At 72.6% G+C, this 20862-nt stretch carries 19 protein-coding genes; 9 read left to right on the forward strand and 10 right to left on the reverse strand.

From position 1 onward, the window contains the following. The first annotated feature begins 167 nt into the window (after window positions 1-167). Window positions 168-1859 (forward strand): FUSC family protein, encoded by a 1692-nt coding sequence (locus tag ACWGI2_RS21920; RefSeq protein ID WP_453697044.1) that lies wholly within the window; start codon window positions 168-170, stop codon window positions 1857-1859. A 461-nt stretch (window positions 1860-2320) separates the two neighbouring features. Then, entirely contained in the window at window positions 2321-2944 is a 624-nt protein-coding gene (locus ACWGI2_RS21925) for a MarR family winged helix-turn-helix transcriptional regulator (protein WP_453400035.1), read from the forward strand. Between the two features lie 23 nt (window positions 2945-2967). Here ACWGI2_RS21925 and ACWGI2_RS21930 read toward each other — a convergent pair whose 3' ends face one another. Continuing rightward, window positions 2968-3744 (reverse strand): FadR/GntR family transcriptional regulator, encoded by a 777-nt coding sequence (locus ACWGI2_RS21930; protein ID WP_453697046.1) that lies wholly within the window; start codon window positions 3742-3744, stop codon window positions 2968-2970. A 182-nt stretch (window positions 3745-3926) separates the two neighbouring features. Here ACWGI2_RS21930 and ACWGI2_RS21935 point away from each other — a divergent pair, with 182 nt between their 5' ends. The 6 genes from ACWGI2_RS21935 (at window position 3927) to ACWGI2_RS21960 (ending at window position 12217) form a co-directional block, all read left to right on the forward strand. Next, window positions 3927-5210, forward strand: a complete 1284-nt coding sequence (locus tag ACWGI2_RS21935; protein ID WP_453697048.1) for a M20 family metallopeptidase — start codon at window positions 3927-3929, stop codon at window positions 5208-5210. Continuing rightward, window positions 5207-6658 (forward strand): aldehyde dehydrogenase family protein, encoded by a 1452-nt coding sequence (locus tag ACWGI2_RS21940; protein WP_453697049.1) that lies wholly within the window; start codon window positions 5207-5209, stop codon window positions 6656-6658. Before ACWGI2_RS21935 ends, ACWGI2_RS21940 begins: the two co-directional genes overlap by 4 nt. A gap of 193 nt (window positions 6659-6851) precedes the next feature. Continuing rightward, entirely contained in the window at window positions 6852-7808 is a 957-nt protein-coding gene (locus ACWGI2_RS21945) for an SDR family NAD(P)-dependent oxidoreductase (protein WP_453697050.1), read from the forward strand. Between the two features lie 58 nt (window positions 7809-7866). Further along, on the forward strand, window positions 7867-8220 hold the full coding sequence (locus tag ACWGI2_RS21950) for a DUF3311 domain-containing protein (protein ID WP_453697052.1): 354 nt from the start codon (window positions 7867-7869) through the stop codon (window positions 8218-8220). Further along, window positions 8217-9761 carry a sodium:solute symporter family protein gene (locus ACWGI2_RS21955; RefSeq protein ID WP_453697054.1) on the forward strand — a complete coding sequence of 515 codons (1545 nt, stop codon included), beginning with the start codon at window positions 8217-8219 and terminating at the stop codon, window positions 9759-9761. Before ACWGI2_RS21950 ends, ACWGI2_RS21955 begins: the two co-directional genes overlap by 4 nt. Next, a complete protein-coding gene (locus tag ACWGI2_RS21960) occupies window positions 9758-12217 on the forward strand; it encodes a penicillin acylase family protein (protein WP_453697056.1) in 2460 nt (819 codons plus the stop codon). Before ACWGI2_RS21955 ends, ACWGI2_RS21960 begins: the two co-directional genes overlap by 4 nt. Here ACWGI2_RS21960 and ACWGI2_RS21965 read toward each other — a convergent pair. From ACWGI2_RS21965 to ACWGI2_RS21990, 6 genes are all read right to left on the reverse strand, one after another. Next, window positions 12132-13211, reverse strand: coding sequence for a DUF917 domain-containing protein (locus ACWGI2_RS21965; RefSeq protein WP_453697057.1), 1080 nt, complete (start codon window positions 13209-13211; stop codon window positions 12132-12134). The two genes, ACWGI2_RS21960 and ACWGI2_RS21965, sit on opposite strands and share 86 nt — an antisense overlap. Then, complete coding sequence (locus ACWGI2_RS21970; protein WP_453697059.1) at window positions 13204-14784, reverse strand: hydantoinase/oxoprolinase N-terminal domain-containing protein; 1581 nt, start codon at window positions 14782-14784, stop codon at window positions 13204-13206. Before ACWGI2_RS21970 ends, ACWGI2_RS21965 begins: the two co-directional genes overlap by 8 nt. 342 nt (window positions 14785-15126) lie before the next feature. Then, complete coding sequence (locus tag ACWGI2_RS21975) at window positions 15127-16515, reverse strand: NAD(P)/FAD-dependent oxidoreductase (RefSeq protein WP_453697060.1); 1389 nt, start codon at window positions 16513-16515, stop codon at window positions 15127-15129. Window positions 16516-16649: 134 nt separating this feature from the next. Further along, a complete protein-coding gene (locus tag ACWGI2_RS21980; RefSeq protein ID WP_453399805.1) occupies window positions 16650-17462 on the reverse strand; it encodes an MBL fold metallo-hydrolase in 813 nt (270 codons plus the stop codon). After that, window positions 17459-18079: an LmrA/YxaF family transcription factor gene (locus ACWGI2_RS21985; RefSeq protein WP_453697062.1), complete on the reverse strand. Its 621-nt coding sequence runs from the start codon at window positions 18077-18079 to the stop codon at window positions 17459-17461. Before ACWGI2_RS21985 ends, ACWGI2_RS21980 begins: the two co-directional genes overlap by 4 nt. Window positions 18080-18157: 78 nt before the next feature. Next, window positions 18158-18550, reverse strand: coding sequence for a VOC family protein (locus ACWGI2_RS21990; RefSeq protein ID WP_453697064.1), 393 nt, complete (start codon window positions 18548-18550; stop codon window positions 18158-18160). A gap of 108 nt (window positions 18551-18658) precedes the next feature. On the opposite strand from ACWGI2_RS21990, the gene ACWGI2_RS21995 reads away from it, so the two are divergent. After that, complete coding sequence (locus tag ACWGI2_RS21995; RefSeq protein WP_453697066.1) at window positions 18659-19210, forward strand: GNAT family N-acetyltransferase; 552 nt, start codon at window positions 18659-18661, stop codon at window positions 19208-19210. A gap of 11 nt (window positions 19211-19221) precedes the next feature. Here ACWGI2_RS21995 and ACWGI2_RS22000 read toward each other — a convergent pair whose 3' ends face one another. The 3 genes from ACWGI2_RS22000 to ACWGI2_RS22010 all read right to left on the reverse strand — a co-directional run bounded on the left by ACWGI2_RS22000 (window position 19222) and on the right by ACWGI2_RS22010 (window position 20857). Further along, window positions 19222-19905 carry a glycerophosphodiester phosphodiesterase gene (locus ACWGI2_RS22000; protein ID WP_160503462.1) on the reverse strand — a complete coding sequence of 228 codons (684 nt, stop codon included), beginning with the start codon at window positions 19903-19905 and terminating at the stop codon, window positions 19222-19224. Window positions 19906-19982: 77 nt separating this feature from the next. Then, on the reverse strand, window positions 19983-20117 hold the full coding sequence (locus ACWGI2_RS22005; protein ID WP_453399801.1) for a hypothetical protein: 135 nt from the start codon (window positions 20115-20117) through the stop codon (window positions 19983-19985). A gap of 77 nt (window positions 20118-20194) precedes the next feature. After that, window positions 20195-20857 (reverse strand): PadR family transcriptional regulator, encoded by a 663-nt coding sequence (locus ACWGI2_RS22010; protein WP_453697068.1) that lies wholly within the window; start codon window positions 20855-20857, stop codon window positions 20195-20197. Window positions 20858-20862: the final 5 nt, after the last annotated feature.

Below are 20862 nucleotides of genomic sequence, written 5' to 3' on the forward strand. Positions count from 1 at the left end.
CACACCTCCCCGATCGACGGTATCGACGGTGTCGTGTCGTCGGGTCGATGCCCTCGCACGGGGCGTCGTACGCGAGCGCACGGGTGTACGTGGGGAGCGCGGGGGGAGCGGGAGGTGGTTCCCCATGTGAATCATTTCCGAGTAAAACACTTGCTAATGTTCTAGGTATGAGCAGTGCACCGGTGAGCAGTACGCCGCCACCTTCCCCCAGCCCTTCCACCACCTCCAGCCCCTCCAGCCCCTCCCGTGTCCGACGACTCCCGCTCGCCGGTGTGCTGCGCCCGGGGCAACCGTCCGACATCTGGTTCAAGCCCGCGTCCAGCGTGGTCGTCGCCACCGCGATACCGAATCTGACGCTCCTCGCGATCGGCCGCCTTGACCTCGCCATGTACACGATGGCCGGATCGTTCTGCGCCCTCTACACCCACAACCTCCCCTACGCAGCGCGGGCCCGCGCCCTCGCCGGTGTCGTCCTCGGCATGCTCGCTGGCGTCGGCATCACCATGGTCGCCGCCTCGCTCACCACGTCGGCGGCGGTGCTCGTCGCGGTCGGGGCGCTGCTCGCCGCCGCGCAGAAGACGCTCTGCGACGCGACCCGCATCGGCCCGCCCGGCCACCTCATCTTCACGTTCATCAGCTCCGCCACGCTGTTCGCGCCGCAGGCCATCGGACAGGTCCCCGGTCACCTCGCCCTGACGCTCGGCGCGGGCGCCGTGGCCTGGCTGGTCGGCATGGCCCCCGCGCTGGTGCGCCCGCACGGCCCCGAGCGCCGGGCCACCGCGCGGGCCCTGCGAGCGGCGGCCGCGTACGCAGAGGCAGCGGGCCCCGGCCGTGAGCGCGCCCGGCCGGCGGCGGCAGCGGCCGTCCACGCGGCGTGGCAGTCCCTGCTCTCCGCCGGTGCCCGCACGGCGGCGCGGCGGGCCCTGGAGCGCCTGGTCATCCGCGCCGAGGAGGCACTGGCGGCACCATCGGCGGCGGACCCCGCCCAGCTGCGCGCCTGGGCGGCGGGACTGCGCGGCACGGGCGCTGTGCCCCGCGTCGGCGGCGTACGCCCCGAAGAGGAGGACGAACTCCTCGGAGTGGAAGCCGAGTTGGCGTCGGCTCCCTCTCTCTGGCGGCGCCTGGGCCCCGGATCGCCGCTGCTGCCCATCGCGCTGCGCACGGCCGTCGGCTGCGCGCTCGCGGGGTACGCGTCGCTGGCCCTCGGCGTCGGCCGCCCCTACTGGGCGCTGGTCACGGCGGCGTCCCTCTACCAGGCCAACGTCACGCTCACCTGGAACAGGGGAGTGCAGCGCGTGGTCGGCAACCTCGTCGGGGTGCTCGCCTTCGCCGCGATCGCCCCACTGGCCCACCTCAGCCAGGCCGCGCTGATCGTCTGCTGCCTGGCGCTCGCCTTCGGGGCGGAGGCGCTGATGGGCCGCAACTACTGGCTCGGCAGTGTGTGCGTCACGCCGATGGCGCTGCTCGTCACCGAGTTCGCACGGTTCCAGCAGCCAGGGGAACTGATACTCGACCGGGTCGTGGACACGTTCGTCGGTGCGCTGCTCGGCATCGTCGCGGCGATCGCCGTCACCAACCGGCGCGCCGCCGACCACATCGAACTGGCCATCGACGCCACGGACCGGGCCCGCGCCCGCGCCGAGCAGGCCCTGACGACCACCCCCGCCAACCTGCGCCCGGCGCGCCGCGACCTGACCGCCGCGCTGGTCGACCTGCGCGCCACCCATGACGCGGCGGCGGGCGAATGGTGGCAGCGCGCCCTGCCGGAGCAACGGGTGCTGGCCGCCGAGCAGGCAGGACACCGTACGCTCGCGGCGACGGTACGCGGCATGGAGCACGGCGAGCGCGTACGGGTGTGACGATCCGGGCGACACGAGGACAGGGGCGCATGAGGAACGGAAGCGAACGGGCCACGGCGGGAGAAGCCGCGGCCCGTACGGGAGATGGCGGCACGGACGGCCCCGCCCCGGCGCCGCGCGGCGATGCCTGGGCGCCGGGCAGCGCCGACTCCGCGTCGGGCGGTGCGGGTCGTGCGTCGGGCGGTGGCGTCGCTGGGTCGGGTGGTGCTGGTCCTGCGCCGGGCGGTGGCGCCTATGCGTCGGGCGGTACCGGCCCTGCGTCGGGCAGTCGCGTCTCGGGCAGCGCCGGTCCTGCAACGGGTGGTCCCGCCGCTGCCACGGGCAGCACCGCGCCCGCGTCGGGTGGCGCCACGCCCACGACGAGCAGCGCCCTCTCCGCGTCGGGTAGCGCCCTCTCCGCGTCCGGCAGCGGCGCCTCCGCGGCGGGTGGTGCCGGGCCTGCATCGGGCAGCGCCGACTCCGTGCCGGGGCGTGCCGCGGCTGCGGAAGGTGGTGCCGCGCCCGCGTCGGGTGGTGCTCCCTCCGCGTCGGGTGGCGCCGCCCCCGGTGCGGCAGGCGTCGCCCCGCGCGCGCCCCGTGACACCGTCGCCGCTGTCGTGCGGCAGTGGCAGGCTGTGCGGCCGGATATTGATACCGGGCCCATGGAAGTCATCGGTCGCATCAACCGTTGTGCTGCCCTCCTGCAACAGGCCGAGGACGCCCCGCTGCGCCGCGTCGGTCTGACCCGGCCCGAGTTCGACCTCCTCGGCGCGCTGCGCCGCACCGGGCATGAACTGACCCCCGGTGAACTGGCCCGCGAGACCTTCTCGTCGGGTGCCGCCGTCACCAAGCGCCTCAAGCAGCTCCAGGAGCGCGGCCTGGTCGACCGGCGCGCCGACACCCGTGACCGCCGTGTCTCGCACGTCGGCCTGACCGACGCGGGCCGTGACCTGGTCGACTCGATCCTGCCCGATCAGCTCGCCTACGAGACCGTCGTCCTCGCAGGGCTCGACGAGGACGGGCAGAGTCAACTCAGCGCGCTGCTCGGGGATTTGCTGGGTCAGCTGGAGGGGCGGCTCGGTCTCTCACCCGGCTTCCGGGGTTGAGCCGGGGGTGAGTCCAGGCTTCGTCAGTGGTCCTCCATCGACGCCGCCAGCAACTCCCTTGCCTCGGGCTCCACATGCTCCGCGTAGTACTCGTGCAGTGCCGTCCGGCCCAGGCGGGCGGCGAGTGGGGCGTCGCCCGCTGCGATCGCCGTCAGGACCTCGCGGTGATGGGCTATGGAACGCTCCATCCAGGCCGCCGTGTCCGCGACGCCCGCGATCTTCTTCTCGATGACCTCCACCACCGCCTCGTGCACGGCACGCGCGCACAGGCCCAGGAGGGAATTGCCGCTCGCCTCGGCGATCGCGCGATGGAAGAGCGCGTCCGCCTCGCTGAACGCGTGCAGGGACGCCGGGCCGCCCCGGCTGAGGGACTCCATGCGGGTGATCTGCTCCCGCATCCGGGCGAGGTCGTCCTCGCCGTGCAGACGCGCCGCCAGGCGGTTGCTCTCCGCGTCCAACACCATGCGGAACTGGACCAGTTCGCCGAGCGTCGCCACGCTGGAGCGGGTCAAGCGGCCCAGAGCCTGGCTGAGGTTGTCGGGGGAGACGCCGAGGACCTCGGCGCCCAGCGGGTCGCCGGGCCGGGAGCGGATCAGGCCCGCCGACTGCAGGACCCGCAGTGCCTCGCGGACCGTGGACCGGCCCACGCCGAAGCGGTTGACCAGCTCCCGCTCGGCGGGCAGACGGGAGCCGGGCGGCAGATCACCGCTGAGGATGCGCTCCTCGATCTGCTCGGCCACCCGCTGATAGGCGCGGACCGGTGTGACCGGCCGGAACAGGTCGGTGTCATCGGCGGCCATCGGCCCGCCCCCCCTCCACGGTGCGTATCTGATGCGCGGCTGATACGCAGCTGGTACGCGGTGTCGGCGCGGGAAAACCAAGATCTGGTGGTTGACCCGGCCCTGAACGTGCAGGCAGAGTACGGGAATTCAACTGGTCTGACCAGTCGACTGGCCTCTTGGCCGACCGACTTGGAGGTTCCATGCACACCAGCTCAAGTCACACCAGCTCAAGCCACGCCGGTCCGGGGCCCACCGGATCGAGCACGTCCGTCCCCGGCCCCGTCCCTGACATCGACCCCACCGCCGTCGTCGCCTTCACCCAGGATCTGGTCCGGCTGCGTACCGTCAACGCGGCCGGAGCCACCGACGTGGAGCGGCCCGCGGCCGAACTCGTCGCCCGCCTCTTCACCGAGTTCGGCTGGGAGTACGACGTGGTGGAGGTCGCGCCGGGGCGGCCCAACACCGTCGCCGTCATCGAGGGCGGGGGCGGCGAAGGACCGACCCTGATGTTCGAGGGGCACATCGACGTCGTCACGGAGGGGGACCCGGCGGACTGGAGCGTCGATCCCTACGGCGCGGAGATCCGGGACGGCAGGCTCTGGGGGCGCGGCTCCGCCGACATGAAGTCCGGTGTCGCGGCGATGATCTACGCGGTGCGTGCCCTGCAACTCTCCGGACCCTTCCCGGGCCGCGTCGTCCTCGGCGTGCTGTGCGACGAGGAAGGGCTGATGCTCGGCGCGAAGGCGTTCGCCGCGACCCCGCTCGCGCGTGAGGTGGACGGGGTCATCGTCTGCGAGCCGGAGGGGTACGAGGTGTGCACCTCAGCCCGCGGCGGCATCCGGCTCAGGCTCGATCTCGACGGGGTGATGGCCCACGGCGCCATGCCGCAGGAAGCCAGGAGCCCGATCGTCGCGGGGGCCCGCATCGTCGAGGCGCTCGCCCGCGTGCAGGACTGGGCCCAGGAGCGGTACGGCACCCACCCGCACGCCGGGAGCGTGACGGTCACGCCGACCGTCCTGCACGGCGGGGACCCGGACCAGCTCAACGTCATCCCCGCGCACGGGCTCGTCGGCATCGACGTACGCACGATCCCCGGCACCGATCACACCGAACTCATCGGAAGAATAAGGGAGTTCGCCGTCGAGGCGGCCGGGACCGTGGGGGTCGGCGTCGGCCTCACCGTGGTCGACGACCGGCCCGCCATCGAGATCCCCGAGGACCACCCCGTGGTCACCGCGCTCGTCGACGGTCACCGCCAAGTGCACGGCAGCCCACCGCCGTTCGGGGCCGTGCCCGGCACCACGGACGGGACCATCCTCACCCGCGACGCCGGTCTGCCGACCGTCGTCTACGGACCCGGCGGGAAGTGGATCGCGCACCAGAAGGACGAGTTCGTCGAGGTACGCGAGATCGTCGAGTACACCCGCGTGTACGCCGCGGCGGCGCGCTCCTTCCTGAACGGCGCGACCGGAGGTGCGCGATGACCCGCCCCGAGACGTGCCCCGCAGGGCTGCCCGTCGGAGACGGCTGGGTGGCCGCGCCCGCCAGTGGGCCCGTCCGCTTTCCGTACGACGGCAGCGAGATCGGCACGGCGCCGATCGGCGACGAAGACCTCGCGGTACGGGCCGTCGAACATGCCGCGGCGTTGCGGGCGGGGGTCGGCAGGCTGACCGCCGGTACGCGGCGGCAGGTCCTCGCGGGAGTCGCGGCGGCGCTGGCCGACGCGGTGCCGGAACTGGTGGACCTTCTCGTCCTGGAGACCGGGAAGCCGCGGGTCGACTGCGAGGTCGAGATGCGGCGGTCCGTGGCGACCTGGCAGTCCGCCGCCGACGAGGTGGCCCATCTGCACGGCGAGACCGTGCCGCTGGACCTCCAGCCGTCCGGGGAGGGTCTCTTCGGCTTCTGGACGCGCAAGCCCGTCGGCGTCGTGGTCGGCATCGCGGGCTTCAACTACCCGGTCCTACTCGCCTCCCACAAGATCGCACCGGCGCTCGCCGCGGGCTGCCCGGTGATCGTCAAGCCCGCACCGGCGACACCGCTGGCCACCCTGCGGCTCGTCCATCTCGTACGGGAACAGCTCACGGCAGCCGGTGCGCCCGCCGGAGCGGTGCAACTCGTCACGGGGGACGCGGAGGTCGGCCGTACACTCACCACGCACCCGGAGGTCGCCGCGGTCTCGTTCACCGGGTCGGCGGCCGTCGGCCACCGCATCGCGCGGGACGCGGCGCCCCGCAAGGTGGTCCTCGAACTCGGCTCCAACGCGGCGCTCGTCGTGGCCGCGGACGCCGATCTCGACGCGGCGGCCGACGCGGTGGTGCGGGGCGGGTTCTACGCCTCGGGGCAGGCCTGCATCTCCGTACAGCGGGTCATCGCCGTGGCCGCGGTCGCGGAGGCGTTCGAGAAGCGGCTCGCGGAGCGGCTGCCGGACGTGGTGGTCGGCGACCCGCGGGACCCCGGGACCCGCGTCTCGGCGCTCATCGACGGGGCGGCTACGGAGCGGGTGCTGGACTGGATCGGACGGGCGCGGGCGGCGGGCGCGCGGCTCGTGGCCGGGGGAGTGCGCGACGCGGGCGGCCGGTGCGTTGCCCCGACCCTGCTCGCGGAGGTCCCCGACGGCGAACCCGCCTGGGACGAGGAGATCTTCGGCCCGGTCGTCTGCCTGCGCACCGTGCCGGACCTGGACGCCGCGTACGACCTCGTCAACGCGAGCCGCTACGGCCTGCACGCGGCCGTCTTCACCCGGGGCCTGCGGGCGGCGCTGGAGGCCGTGGACCGTCTTGAGGTCGGCGGCGTCGTGGTCAACGAAGTCCCCGGCTACCGCAGCGACGTCGCCCCGTACGGCGGCGTCAAGGACTCGGGCATCGGCCGCGAGGGCCCCAGGTTCGCGATCGAGGAGCTGACGGTGACGCGGATGGCGGTCGTGAGGCCCTAGGCGAGGACCGGGCCGCTGTGCCGCTGTGCGGCGGTCTCCCTCGCGCCTGCGGGCCGGGCGGAGCCGCCACCCTGCCGAGCGCCTGGGCCCAGCTCGCCCCGGCCCGCAGCCCGCCCCTCAGCAGACAACCCACGACAACCGACCTCGACCCTGACCCCCGGACCCGGCCCCCGCCAAGAGAGGCAGCATCACCATGGACTACGGCAACCTGTTCCGGCTCGACGGCCGCCGCGTCGCGGTCGTGGGCGGCGCGAGCGGCATCGGCCGCGAGGCCGCCCGCGCGCTGGTCGCCCAGGGCGCGCACGTCATCGTCGCCGACCGGGACGCGGAGGGGGCGGCGGAGACTGCCGCGCTCGCGGTGAGCGGGGGAGGGCGCGGCGAGGGTGCTCCCGGCACCGCGGTGTCCGGTGGTCCGGCGGCCACGGGGCCCGCTGACCCTGCGCGGCCCGGCGCGTCGGACCGTACGGGGGCCGACGCACTGTCGCCGGACGCCCCGGCGGCGCCCGGCGTCAGTGCCGCCCCCGCCCCCGGCGAGGCCCCCGCCCCCGGCACCGCCGCAACCCACCCCCTGGACGTCCTCGACCCCGACGCCGTCCGTGCCGCCGTCGCCGCGTGGGAGCCGCTCGACGGGCTCGTGGTCACCGTCGGGGCCAACGTGCGCAAGCGCCTCGCCGACTACAGCCTCGAGGAGTTCGACCGCGTCATCGCGTTGAACCTGCGCTCCTACCTCACGCTCATCCAGGCCGTCGCCCCCGGCATGGCCGAGCGTGGCCGGGGGAGCGTGGTGGGGTTCGCCTCGATGCGGGCCTTCCAGGTGGAGCCGGGGCAGGGGCCGTATGCCGCGTCCAAGGCGGGGCTGATCCAATTGCTGCGGACCGCGGCCGCGGAATGGGGGCCGCGGGGCGTGCGGTTCAACGCTGTCGCGCCCGGCGTCGTCCGTACTCCGCTCACCGATCAGATCGCCGCAGACCCCGCATGGTTCGATGCCTACGCCCAGGCCTCCGCGCTCAAGCGGTGGGCCCGCGCCGACGAACTCGCGGGCGCCGTCGCCTATCTCGTGTCGGACGCGTCCACCTTCGTCACCGGCACCGTACTGAGCGTCGACGGCGGCTGGACCGCGGTCGACGGGCGTTACGACCCCACGGTGTGACTCGCCCCGCCCTCCGATTTCGCCCCTCCGATTTCGCACCTCCCCAAGGAGCCTCCGCATGCCCCCCACAGCCGAAGCCGGCGGCGAGCAGGGTCCGCCCGACCCCGCGGCCTCGCCCCTGGACGGCCTCCCCACCCTCCGCGGCGTGGCCCGGCCCTCCCTCTGGCTGCTCCTCGTCCCCGTGGTCCTCTACGGCTCCGCCCCGTTCGTGGCCAACCGCATCGAGCCGCGCGTCCTCGGTATCCCCTTCCTCCTGGCCTGGGTCATCGCCGCCACGGTGATCAGCCCTCTGGTCATCTGGCTCGCCGCCCGGCTCGACCCGGCGTACCGCGCGAACGCCGTGGAGCCCATCCCGGCCGACGACTTCGCCGACGGTCTCGCAGCCCCCGCCACCGAAGGAGGCCGCCGATGAACGGCTCAGCGGCCGTCGCCACCACCATCTTCGGGCTCGCCATGGTCGCGACCATCCTGATCGGCGTCTGGAGCGCCCGCGGCCGGTCCAAGGGCCTCGCCGAGTGGTCCGTCTCCAGCCGCGGGCTCGGTGTCCTGTTCATCTGGCTGCTCATGGCCGGCGAGACGTACACGAGCTTCTCGTTCCTCGGCACCGCGGGCTGGTCGTACTCCTTCGGCGCGCCGATCCTCTACCTGGTCGCCTATCTGACCGTCGGTTTCGCCGTCGCGTACGTCGTCGGCCCCGCCCTGTGGACGTACGCGTCCCGGCACGGCCTCATCTCCATCGCGGACATCGCCGAATTCCGGTTCCGCTCACGGCCGGTGGGGATTCTCGTCGCCGTCGTCGCGACGGTCTTCATCGTCCCCTACATCCAGGTACAGATTCAGGGCATGGGCGTCGTCGTGAACGCGATGACGTACGGCAGTGTCGATCTGAAGGTCGCCGCCGTCATCTCCTTCGTCGTGGCGGAGGTGTTCATCCTCGTGTCCGGTCTGCGCGGCTCGGCGTGGGTGAGCGCGCTCAAGGACATGCTGGTGATCGTCGCCGTCGTGTTCCTCGCCGTGTACATCCCGATGCACTATCTCGGCGGTTTCGGCGACTTCATGCAGCGCATGGTGACCGAGAAGCCCGAGTGGCTGACCTTCCCCGGGCACGAGTCCGGAGGGCGCAACGCCATGTGGTTCCTGAGCACCGTGGTGCTCAACGCCGTGACGATCACCATCTTCCCGACCACTGTCGCCGGCTACCTCAGCGCGAAGAGCCCGAACGCGCTGCGCCGCAACGCACTGCTCCTGCCCTGGTACCAACTGCTCCTGTTCGTCCCGATGGTGGTCGGTGCCACGGCCCTGTTCGTGATGCCCACCCTGGGCAATCCCGACCTGGCGCTCTTCAGCCTCGTCACCGATTCACTGCCCTCGCCCGTCGTCGCGCTCATCGGCGTGGCGGGCGCGCTCTCGGCGATCGTGCCGATGAGCGTCTTCATGCTCTCCATCGGCACGTTGTGGGGCCGCACGGTCCTCGGCGGCGGCAACGGCGCCGACCCGCGGGCGCGCCGCCGCGCGCCGGGTGCGTCCGGCGACGCGAACGACATGCGGGCCAAGCGGCTCTCCCAACTGGTCTGCGTCGTCGCGGGTCTGATCGCCCTCGCGGGCAGCCTCTTCTACCCCAACACCCTCGTGGAGCTCTCCGTCCTGTCGTACGAGGGCCTCGCGCAGCTGGTGCCTGTCGTGCTCCTCGCCTTGTTCTGGCGGCGGTTGACCGCGCGGGCCGCCGTCGCCGGGATGCTCACCGGGCTCGTCGTGATGACCGCGCTGTGGGCCACCGACAACGACCCGTACCACGGTGTGAACGGTGGCATCATCGCCCTCGCGGCCAACCTCGTCGTGCTGCTCGCCGTCGTCCGGATCGCGCCGGGCCCGGGACCGGCCGCGGTGCCCGCGGCCAACCCGGCGGTAACGGACGGTAGTTCGGCGCGAGCCACCGCGAAGGAGCCCCGATGACGGACAGAGACAGCTTCGATGTGCCGGGCCTCCAGGAACCCGTGGAGATCCGGATCGACCAGTGGGGCGTCCCGCACCTGTACGCGGCGTCCCAGGACGACCTCTTCCTGGCCCAGGGCTTCAACGCCGCCCGCGACCGCCTCTTCCAGCTCGACCTGTGGCGGCGACGCGGACTCGGCCTGCTCGCCGAGGTGTTGGGGGAGCGGTACGCCGAACACGACCGCGCGGCTCGGCTGTTCCTCTACCGCGGCGACATGGCCGAGGAGTGGCGCGCGTACGGCGACGACACGGAGCGGGTGACGACGGCCTTCGTCAACGGCATCAACGCCTACGTATCGCTGTGCCGCGCGGACGCGACGCAACTCCCGCCGGAGTTCGCCCTTCTGGCATACGAACCGGCGTACTGGCAGCCTTCCGACGTGGCCCGCGTCCGCAGCCACGGCCTGCAGTACAACCTCCGCGACGAGGTCGCCCGAGCCCTCACCCTGCGCGATCACGGCCCCGAGGCGGAGGATCTGCGCCGCCGGCGCGAGCCCGCGCCGCACCGGCTGCGCGTCCCCGAAGGCCTCGACCTGTCCGTCATCCCGTCCGACGTCCTGCGCGTGTACGAGATGGCCACCACGCCCCCGTGGGCGGCGGACGCGGCGCCCCGCCAGGGCCTGGACGGCTCCAACAACTGGGTCATCGCCCCGTCCCGTACGGCAACCGGCCGCCCCCTCCTGGCCAACGACCCGCACCGCGGGATCGCCCTGCCCGCGCTGCGCTACCTCGCGCATCTCTCGGCGCCGGGCATCGACGCCATCGGAGCGGGCGAACCGGCCCTGCCCGGCATCTCCATCGGCCACAACGGCCACGTCGCCTTCGGCCTGACGATCTTCCCGATCGACCAGGAGGACCTGTACGTCTACCGCACGAACCCGGCGAACCCGTACGAGTACTGGTACGAGGACCGCTGGGAGCCGATGACGCACGTCGCGGAATCGATCCCGGTGCGTGACGCGGACCCGGTCCAGGCGGACCTGTGGTTCACCCGCCACGGCCCGGTCATCCGCGAACTCCCCGAGCGGAACGCCGCGTTCGCGGTCCGCGCGGCCTGGCTGGGCCCCGGCATGGCCCCGTACCTGGGCAGCATGGACTACATGCGGGCGGCGAGCCCCGACGCGTTCGTTGCGGCGATGGCCCGCTGGGGAGCGCCCGGCGAGAACCAGGTCTACGCGTCCCCCGACGGCACGATCGGCTGGCGCCCCGCCGGACGTGTCCCCGTCCGCCCCGGCTGGGACGGCACACTTCCGGTGCCGGGCGATGGCCGCTACGAATGGGACGGCTTCCTGGACGTCGAGGAACTGCCCTCGGTCCGCGACCCGGCCCAGGGCTGGTTCGCCACGGCCAACCAACTGAACCTGCCGCCCGCGTACCCGAACGCGGAGAAGACGGTGACGTACGACTGGTACGCGCCGACCCGCCACGACCGGATCACAGAGGAACTGAACGCGCACGCGGCCTGGACGGTGGAGGACTGCGTACGACTCCAGACGGACTACGTGAGCCTGCCGGCCCGAAGGGTGCAGAGGCTGCTCGCGGAACTGGGGGATGTCGTGCCTGGCGATGGCGCGATCGGGGGCGGCGTGCCCGGCGATGGCGCATCCGCCCAAGCGACGCCGGTCGACGACGCCCACGCCACCACGGCGGGTGGGCCCGCCCCCGGTCTGAGCGCTGCCCTCTCCCTCCTCCGTGACTGGGACGCCCGCATCACCGCCGATTCACCTGCCGCCGCCCTCTTCGAGGTCTGGTACCGGCGGCATCTGCGGCCCGCCCTTCTGGCGCGGGCCCTCGACGGGGTCGTGGGTGAGGAGCAGCGGGAGCGGGCTCTGGCGCGGGTTCTTCCCGTCGAGGACGCCGCGGCGGACGCCCGCGTCGATCTGGAGCTTCTGGAGGGGGACCCGGACCCCGCGCTGCTGCTCGGCACGCTCTCGGCGGCTGTCGACGAGGTCGCCGGGCTTCTGGGGGCCGACCCGGGCGCCTGGTCCTGGGGCGCCCTGCACCACGCCCACCCGCACCACCCGGTCGCCGCCCTGCTCGACGGACCCGCCCCGGAGTGGGCCTCCGTGGGGCCCGCCCCGCGCGGCGGCAGCGGGGACGCCGTGGGAGCCGCCGCCTACGGGCCCCGGTTCCGGCAGACCGCGGGGGCCACCTTCCGGATCGTCGTGGACGTCGGTTCGTGGGACGAGTCCGTGGCGATGAACGCGCCGGGGCAGTCCGGCGTTCCCGGCAGCCCGCACTACGACGACCTGTTCGCGAACTGGGCCGCCGACGGCTCCTTCCCGCTCCTCCACTCCCGCGACGCGGTGGAGAGGCACACGCGGCGGCTCATCACGCTGAGCCCGAGTCGAAGGGCAGGTAGTCCACCTCGTACCCGAAGCAGCGGGGGCCGGTCAGTGCGAGGCCTGCCGGAGTGATCCAGCGTGGGTCGCAGCGGGCGGCGATGATGCTCACGCGCTGGCCGTAGCGCAGGGACTCCGTAGTCACCGGGTCACCGGTCTCGCTGTCCAGGACACAGATCAGGTCGGGGGTGGTCGCCACCGTCGCCCCGTCGCGCGTGGCGAGCAAGTGCTCGTTCTGGAAGCCGAGTTCGAGCACCCGGCCCGCGTCATCCCGCGTCCCGTCGACGCGGGCGTGACCGCGCGCGAAGCCGCCCTCCGTGCGACGGATCACGTCGGCCACCTTGCCCGTCAGGAGGGGGACGCCGTCCAGCAGCGACCGCGCCGCCGCCACCGGATCGCCGTGCGCGGCGCGCGCCTCCCGTACCACCGCGCCGAGCCGCCCCGCCAGCGTCAGCGTCGCCGGGACCAGACCGTCGGCCAGCTGATCGCCACGCAGCACCGTGTCCGCGCAACTGATCTGGCAGCCGAGCTCCACACACACCGCGCGGGCGATCCGCTCGGCGGCGTGGTTGTCGACGGCGTCGACGATGACGGTGTTGCCCTTGTCGTCGGCAAGCGCCATCGGCGAGTTGCTGATCCCGGCGAGGCCGGGCAGCACCATCTGTGCCTCGGGGAACGCCCGACCCATGGCGTCCCCGTCCACGAGGGGAAGCCCGGCCTGCGCGGCGCACGCGATCGGCAGCATCGAGTTGACCCCGCCGACCTCCAGCGGCGTGAGGTGCGTGGCCCTGCGCCCGAGGTGTCGCTCCAGGGCGCGCAGCGCGGCCAGGCACTCCCGCCCGTTGGGCACACGCTCCAGGAGGACGGTGGGCGCGCCCATCCCGGAGATGGGGACCACGGTCGCGTCGGCGTCGACCTCGCCGATGTGGGCGACCCGCACCGGACCGTGCGCGCGGATCGCCTCACGGGCGAGCAGTTTGCCGATGTAGGGGTCGCCGCCGCCCCCCGCGCCGAGGATCCCGGCGCCCCGGGCGATGTCGTCGAGGTTGTCGAGGGTGATCTCACGCACGGGACATCACCTCGGAGCCGGACGCGGTGGCCTCGCCGAGGCGCCGCAGGTCCAGATCGCCCACGGCCTTGACGCGGATGCGCGTCGCACCGCCGGGCAGATAGGCGAGCGGCACCTCCTCGATGTCGACGACGCGTACGCTGCCGGGCCGCGCCCCCGCGTCCAGCGCACGCCCGACGGCCTCCTCGCGGGCCCCGGCGAGCACCGCGTCCCGGTGTCCGTCGGGAACCCGGAAGACCCGGTCGACCTCGCCGCCGACCTGCGCGATCGCCGCACCCACCGCGTTGGCCACGTCGAAGTGGCCCGGCCTGCGCACATCGGTGAAGCCGGGCAGCACCTCGGGCACGAGGATGGAACCGCCTCCCACGGCGACCACGGGCAGCACCGCCGCCGAGGTCCGCATCCGGTCGACGCCTTCGGCGAGCCGCTCGGCGACGCGGCCAAGCGCGCGCACGGTGAACTCGCGCCCCAGATGGGCGACATGGGAGCGGTCCCCGATGTCCGCGCGCCCCGCCGCCACCGCGAGATCCGTCGCCGTGAGCCGCGTGCCGCCGAACACGAGCGCCTCCTCCGTGAGGAGGTAGCCCACCGACCGAGGCCCCGTCTCACCGTCGCGCGACACCAAGGACCCTCCGCCGATGCCGAGCGAAAGGACGTCAGGGATACGGAAGTTGGTGCGGATCCCCGCGGCCTCGCTATCCCCCGCGGCCTCGCGCGGAAAGCCCCCGCTCAGTACGCCGATGTCGGCCGTCGTGCCGCCCACGTCGACGACCGCGCAGTCCCCGAGCCCGGAGAGCAGCGCCGCGCCCCGCATCGAATTGGTCGGCCCCGAAGCGAACGTCGCGACGGGGTACGCGCGCGCGACGTCGACATCCATCAGCGTTCCGTCGTTCTGCGACAGAAAGAACGGCGCCGTGACCGACATCTCGGCCAGCGCCTTGCCGAACGACTCGACGATGACCGAGGCCAGGTCCCGCAGCGACGCGTTGATGATCGTGGCGTTCTCCCGCGCGAGCAGCCCGACCCGGCCGAGGTCGTGCGAGAGCGAGAAGTGCACGCCCTCGCCGAGCTCCTCCCGCAGAATCTCGGCGGCGCGCCACTCGTCAGCCTCCGCGACCGGCGAGAAGACCGACGACACGGCGACGGAGGTGAGACCGCGCGCGGCGATGTCGGCGGCCGTCCGCCTCAGCTCGTCCGGGTCGAGCGGCGACAGCGGCCGCCCGTCGAACTCCCTTCCGCCGTGGCAGAGATAGCCGTGCCCGCCGACGGCCGCCCGCTGCCGCGCGGGCCAGTCAGCCATGGGCGGCAGGGCGGCGGTGGCGGGCAGGCCGAGACGCACGGCGGCCACGGGAGTGAGCCGGGCGCCCTCGACGAGCGCGTTGAGGAAGTGCGTGGTGCCGATCATCACCGCGGTGACGGATTCGACGGGTGGTGCAAGGCCCTGGACCGCCGCGGTGACGCCGGAGGTGATGTCGGGGGTGGTCGGTGACTTGGTGGCCGCGAGCACTCGGTCGTCGTACCCGAGGAGGACGGCGTCGGTGTTGGTCCCACCGACATCGATGCCGATACGCATGGTGGTGGAGTCCTTCGTGTGGCGATGGGCGAGTGACGCGTAGTACGTACGTGGAGTGCGCCGCGATCAACCAGGCGGCGAGACGGCGGGTCCGGGCCGTCTCTCGGCCATCTGGCGGCGGGCATCGACCTTGAGACGAGGGCCGCGGCATTCCGGAGCCCAGAGCAAGGCCTCGGCACGTTGCGGCGGCGCCTACCCCACCACTGGTAGTCGCCCGCCGCCCGCACGACCAGAGAGGCAGCGATGTGCCCCGGCGTGCGCGCGCGAGCCGGTGCCGCTCACGCGCGAAGGCCGGTGCTCGCTGACTGCGAGCACCGGCCTCCGATCGAACTCTCCGACGGGCTAAGGGAACAGCGGCTTCTCCGGGGCCATCGAACGCGCCGCCACCTCCGACGACATCCGTGCGTGGATCTCCTCCGGCGAGAGATAGACGTCCGTCTTCTCGAAGTCCGCCAGCGTGGCGGGCCGTTGGGACTGGAACCCGGTGCGTACGTAGTCGTCGCCGGCGAGCGCGTTGAGGCCCCAGTTCGCGGCCGTACGGAAGCGCGCGGTGACGGTGCGCAGCGCCCCCAAGTGGTAGCCGCGCGCGACGATCTGAGCGGGCAGGCCGCTCAACTGCACGCCCAGCGGCTTCGATACGGCCTGGATGCCGCCGAGGTCCACGACCAGGCCCATGTCCTTGTGCCGGTAGGCGGTCAGCGGCGCGCCCCGCAGTGCCGCGGTGACGTTCTTCGCGGCGGCCCACCCCTGGCGCATCGCGTGCTGCGCGGTCGGCGGGCAGATCGCGCCGCCGCCCTTGGCGAGGTCGGGGACGGCCGCCGCGTCGCCGAGCGCGAACACGCCGTCCATGCCGGGAACCGTCAGCTCGGGGTCGACGACCAGGCGGCCCTTGTTGGTGTCGGCGCCCAGCGTGGCGATGAGCGGGCTCGGCGCGACACCGGCCGTCCAGATCAGCGTCCGGCAGGGCAGCACGCGCCCGTCGGTGAGAGTGACGGTGTCCTCGGTCACCTTGTCCACCGTCACGCCGAGCGACACCTCGAGGCCGCGACGCCGCACGATGTCGAGGGCCTTCTCCCCGAGCCGGTCGCCGAGTTCGGGCATCAACTTCGGTGCCACGTCGACCAGATGCCACTTGATCTGCGAGGGGTCGAGCCCCGGGTACCGTTTGACGGCGGCACTCGTCAGACGGTGCAGATACGCCGCCGTCTCCGTCCCCGCGTAACCGCCGCCGACGACCACGAACTGCAGCCGGGACTCACGCTCGGCCCGGTCGGAGCTGGCCGCCGCCAGGTCGAGCTGCGAGATCACGTGGTCGCGGATCCAGGCGGCCTCGGCCAGCGTCTTCACGCCGACGGCGTGCCGGTCGACTCCGGGGATGTCGAACTGCCGGGTCACGCTGCCCGGCGTCAGGACGAGATAGTCGTAGCGCTCCACGACCTCCTCGCCGTTGATCTTCCGTACGATCACGGCCTTCGCGTTCGGGTCCACGCCGATGGCCCCGCCCGGCACGATCGCCGTACGGCGCAGCATGCGGCGCAGTGGCACCGCGACCGACTGCGGGGTCAGCACGCCCGACGCGACATGGGGAAGCAGGGGCAGATACAGCTGATGGTCCTGTGGGCTGATGAGCCGTAGTTCGGCGTCCTGTGCCTTGAGCGTCCGCTCCAGCTTGTGCGCGCACTCCATACCGGCGAAGCCACCGCCGATGATCAGAATCCGGGGACGTTGCATACGAGATCGCTCCAGGGTTGGGCGAGGGGTCCGGTCAATCCTCCGACGAGGGGCTGCCCGGCGCACGTCGGGTGCGCCGGGCGAGGAACCCGAGTACCCCCGAACCGCCGGACGATTGCACCCGAACCGTCGGATCAGCCGCCTGCCCCGGCGAGCCGGAGATAGTCCCACGGATCGTGCGCGTTGAGGACGGTGAACTCGTCCGTCCGGGTGGCGACCTCCCGTAGCCGCCCCTGATTGGCGACCCGCAGCTCGGCGTCCACCTGGGCGTCCAGCTGGATGATGTCCATCAGGGGATGCGAGTGCGGGGCTTCCCGCGCGATCTCGCGGTGGTAGAAGTACGCGTCCCCGGCATGCACGAGCCACCGCCCGCGATCGCGTACCGCCACGGCGGCGTGCCCCGCGCTGTGCCCGCCGAGCGGCACGATCAGGAACTCATCGCCGAGCCCCGCCAGTTGGCGGACCCCGGAGAATCCGGCCCACTCCTCGCCGGCGTTCTCCTCGTACGTCTCCCAGCGCGGGCCGTGGGCCCAGTGCGCGGGCCGGTAGCGACGGCTGGGGGCCTCCGCGAGGGCCGCGGTGAGTTCGGCGGCCATGAGGTGGACGCGTGCCTCGGGGAAGTCGGGGAGGCCACCGCTGTGATCGACGTCCAGGTGGGTGAGCGCGATGTGCCGTACGTCGGATGCCGCGTACCCCAGCCGTTCGACCTGCGAGAGAGCGGTCTCGGCGAAATCCAGTTCAGGGGCGGCGAGTTCGGTCCACTCCGGATCGAGGGATTCGAGCGGCCTGCGCACATCGCCCCGCCCGAGCCCGCTCTCGACGAGCACGAGCCCGTCCGCGTCGGTCTCCACCAACAGGCAGTGGCACACGGCGTGCAGCGGCGGCGGCCCGTCGTAGGTGGGCTCGATCTTCATCATGGACCCGCAGTTGAGGTGGTGAACCTTCACGCGTTCCTCCCCGTTCCCTTGTCAGGGTGCGCAGCACTCTCCAGGCTCCGCGCGACGACCGAGCCGACGCGCCGGGCCACCGACGAGACGACCGCGGTGTCACGCCGCACCTGCGCGAGGAGGAGGGCCCCCTGCAACGACGACATCACGAGCTCGGCAAGCTCATCGGCCTCCTCATCGGCGGCGCCCCACCCCCGGAACGCCTCCGCGAGCCCCGACAGCCAAGAGCCGTAGGTGACCTGACAGACGTCGCTGATGGGTCCCTCGCCCCCGGCTTGCTCCAGCGCGACGGTGGCGACGGGGCAGCCGTCCCGGAAGCCGGACTCGCGCAGCCCTCGCGCGAGCAGTTCACCGATCCCGAGAACGGCTTCCTCCGCCCCGCCCGAAGAGCCCACGACGGAGGCTATGCGCGCCCCCATCTCGCCCCCGGCGAGCGCCACGGCCTCGGCGGCCAGCTGCTCCTTGCCTCGCGGAAAGTGGAAGTACAGCGACCCCTTGGGGGCGCCACTCTCGGCGAGCACTTGATTGAGTCCCGTCGCGCCGTAGCCCTGCCGCTGGAACAGATCGGCTGCGGTACGCAGGATGCGGGCGCGGGTGTCACCGCGTGTCTTGGTCACACACAGGACTCTAGACCGACCGGTCTAGAGATGACAAGAGGTCAGGGGGATGGCAGGTGGTAGGGGCAAGGTCTTTCGTCAGATCCCGGGCCGGTACCTGATGGGATGTTCCTCCGGTACTTCGACGATGACGATCTTTACGCCGTCGGGGTCCGCGATCCACATCTCGACAAGACCCCAGGGCTCCTTCACCGGCTCCCGCACCACCTCGACGCCCCGCTCAAGCAGCTCCGCGTGCGCCGCCCGCACGTCCGCCACCTGGAGCCAGAGCTGGAGGCCGGGGGAGGGCGGACGCTCCGAGCGGCCCGAGACCTCGAGGTGGCCGCCGCCCAGGAAGTAGACCGTGCCGCGGTCCGGGCCCGTGCCGAACTCGCGGTAGACGGCGAGGCCCAGCGCGTCGCCGTAGAACGCCCGTGAGCGCTCGGGGTCGGTGGGCCGGAGGAGGATCCTGCTGCTCAGTACATGCACCATGCGGCCGCACCTTAGTGGGGGGATCGGCCGGGGGGATACGCTCGGCGGTGCCTCGCCCACGCCGCGCCCGACAGCGGCGGGCCAGAGAGATATCGGAGAACCCGCCCCATGGACACGGCCCCGCACCCCAGCACGAGCGACCTCACCTTCCGTGACGCCACCGACGCGGACGTCGACGTACTCGTCTCGCTGATCCAGTCGGCGTACCGCGGCGACTCGAGCCGGGCGGGCTGGACCACGGAGGCGGACATCCTGGAGGGTCAGCGGACCGACCCGCAGGGCGTCGTCGCGGTCATCAAGGCCCCTGCGAGCAAGCTGCTCACGGTCGAGCGCGACGGCGAGATCGTCGCCTGCTGCCAGCTGGAACACCGCGGGGAGCACGCCTACTTCGGGATGTTCGCGGTGAGCCCGGCGCTCCAGGGCGCGGGCCTCGGCAAGGTGATCATGGCGGAGGCCGAGCGGATCGTCCACGAGGTGTGGGGCGTGCGGGAGATGCACATGACCGTGATCTCCGTACGCGACGACCTCGTCGCCTGGTACGAGCGGCGCGGCTACCGCCGTACGGGAAAGATGACTCCCTTCCCGTACGGCGACGAGCGGTTCGGCATTCCGCAGCGGGACGACCTTCAGTTCGAGCTGCTGGTCAAGCCGCTGGTCTGAGCGGGGCACGGTCAGGCCGTGAAGCGGCCCGTCCGCTTGATCTCCGGATAGTCCGTGGTCGCCCCGTCCAGCTGCAGCGCGCGCACGAGCCGCAGATCGTCCTGCGTGTTCACGACCCAGCCGATGATCCGCAGGTCGGCCTTCTTGGCCCGCTCGACGATCTCCAGCGTCAGACGCCTGATGTTCAGGACGAGGGTGGTGGCACCGACCGCCGTGGCGCGCTCCACGACGTCGGTGCCGTAGCGGCTCGCGACGAGCGCGGTGCGTACGCCGGGGACGAGCCGCGCGATCTCGGCGATCGCCTCGTCGTGGAAGGAGATCACCTCGACGCGGCCCACCAGATCGCGCCGGTGCATCACCTCGGAGAGGGCGCGGGCGGCGGCCACATCCTTGATCTCGGCCTGCAGCGGCGCCTTCACCGCGTCCAGGACCTCTTCGAAGACGGGGATGCGCTCACCGCGCCCCGCGTCGAGCTCCCGCAGCTCGGCCAGGGTCTTCTCGGCGATCGGTCCCTTGCCGTCGGTCGTACGGGCCACGTCGGCGTCGTGCATGACGACGAGGGCGCCGTCCTTGCTCAGATGCAGATCGAGCTCGATGAGATCGAGGCCCGCGGCTTGCGCGGCGATGAAGGACCGAAGGGTGTTCTCGGGTTCGACACCCATGACCCCGCGGTGACCGATGGTGAGGAAGTTCAAGGTTCACTCGCTTCCGTCGACGGCGGCTCGATGGCCGCGCGGCGAGGACAGTGGGTGCCACGCGGCAAGGTCGCAGCCTAACGGCCCGCTTCCGCGAAGGAACCGCCCGTACGGGGGTGCCCGGCCGAATCGGAGTCGTCCCCTCTGCTTCCCACGATCCCGAGCAGGAGCCCGGTGATGACGGCGGCGACAAGGACGGCGCGGGTGGTCACAGGTGCACTGCTCCGTACGGCGGGGTCGGCTGACCCCGCCCGTCCTACCGGCCGCGGCCCCCGCGCCGCGAGCCACGTCACCCGTGGGTGGGCGAGTCCTCGGGGGGTTGACCGGAGGGAGCGGAGGCGCCGGTTTCCGCGCGCTCGGTGGGCGTCGGCGTCGCCATTTCCGTGAGATCGGCGAGCATCGCCTCCGCGAGCTCGATCTCCGCCTCTAGCCGCCGCCCGCTCCAGCGCAGCGCGATCAGCGGATGTGTCCAGGCCGCCTCCCCCTCCGCCCGGGCGAGCGCGTCGTGCACCTCCTTCAGCTCGCCCCGCGTGTGCGCGATGTGCTCGTTCACCAGGGCCCGCAGATGATCCGGCGACGCGAGGTGCCCGAGCCAGACCCGCAGGAGCAGCGGGTGCTTCAGGACGGCGGGACCCGCGTCCCCGGCGCCCCCAGCCCATCCGATCAGCGCCGCACGGCCCTCGGCCGTGATGGCGTACGACCGCTTCGCACGGGGCTCCTCGGGTCCCGAGCGCCGCGACGTCGCGTACCCGAGCGCTTCGAGGCGCCGCAGCTCGGCGTAGATCTGGCTGATGGCGGGGGACCAGTAGAAGTGGCGCAGCGAGGCGTCCGCCCACTTCTTCAGTTCGTACCCCGTCCGCTCCCCGGGGAAGGAGAGCAGGCCGAGCACGGCCCACGCGGTCGGCGGCAGCTCGGAGGGCCGCTGCGGTGAGGTCGGACGGGGGGCTGCCATATGAC

The sequence above is a fragment of the Streptomyces sp. NPDC054866 genome (assembly GCF_053610745.1).

What these genes read in the sequence shown, in the direction of transcription:
- ACWGI2_RS22010 (WP_453697068.1), bottom strand. Translation starts at nt 20,857, where the DNA reads ATGGCAGCCCCCCGTCCGACCTCACCGCAGCGGCCCTCCGAGCTGCCG.
- ACWGI2_RS21935 (WP_453697048.1), top strand. Translation starts at nt 3,927, where the DNA reads ATGCACACCAGCTCAAGTCACACCAGCTCAAGCCACGCCGGTCCGGGG.
- ACWGI2_RS21995 (WP_453697066.1), top strand. Translation starts at nt 18,659, where the DNA reads ATGGACACGGCCCCGCACCCCAGCACGAGCGACCTCACCTTCCGTGAC.
- ACWGI2_RS21975 (WP_453697060.1), bottom strand. Translation starts at nt 16,515, where the DNA reads ATGCAACGTCCCCGGATTCTGATCATCGGCGGTGGCTTCGCCGGTATG.
- ACWGI2_RS21940 (WP_453697049.1), top strand. Translation starts at nt 5,207, where the DNA reads ATGACCCGCCCCGAGACGTGCCCCGCAGGGCTGCCCGTCGGAGACGGC.
- ACWGI2_RS21930 (WP_453697046.1), bottom strand. Translation starts at nt 3,744, where the DNA reads ATGGCCGCCGATGACACCGACCTGTTCCGGCCGGTCACACCGGTCCGC.
- ACWGI2_RS21950 (WP_453697052.1), top strand. Translation starts at nt 7,867, where the DNA reads ATGCCCCCCACAGCCGAAGCCGGCGGCGAGCAGGGTCCGCCCGACCCC.
- ACWGI2_RS21920 (WP_453697044.1), top strand. Translation starts at nt 168, where the DNA reads ATGAGCAGTGCACCGGTGAGCAGTACGCCGCCACCTTCCCCCAGCCCT.
- ACWGI2_RS21955 (WP_453697054.1), top strand. Translation starts at nt 8,217, where the DNA reads ATGAACGGCTCAGCGGCCGTCGCCACCACCATCTTCGGGCTCGCCATG.
- ACWGI2_RS21960 (WP_453697056.1), top strand. Translation starts at nt 9,758, where the DNA reads ATGACGGACAGAGACAGCTTCGATGTGCCGGGCCTCCAGGAACCCGTG.
- ACWGI2_RS21970 (WP_453697059.1), bottom strand. Translation starts at nt 14,784, where the DNA reads ATGCGTATCGGCATCGATGTCGGTGGGACCAACACCGACGCCGTCCTC.
- ACWGI2_RS21945 (WP_453697050.1), top strand. Translation starts at nt 6,852, where the DNA reads ATGGACTACGGCAACCTGTTCCGGCTCGACGGCCGCCGCGTCGCGGTC.
- ACWGI2_RS21990 (WP_453697064.1), bottom strand. Translation starts at nt 18,550, where the DNA reads ATGGTGCATGTACTGAGCAGCAGGATCCTCCTCCGGCCCACCGACCCC.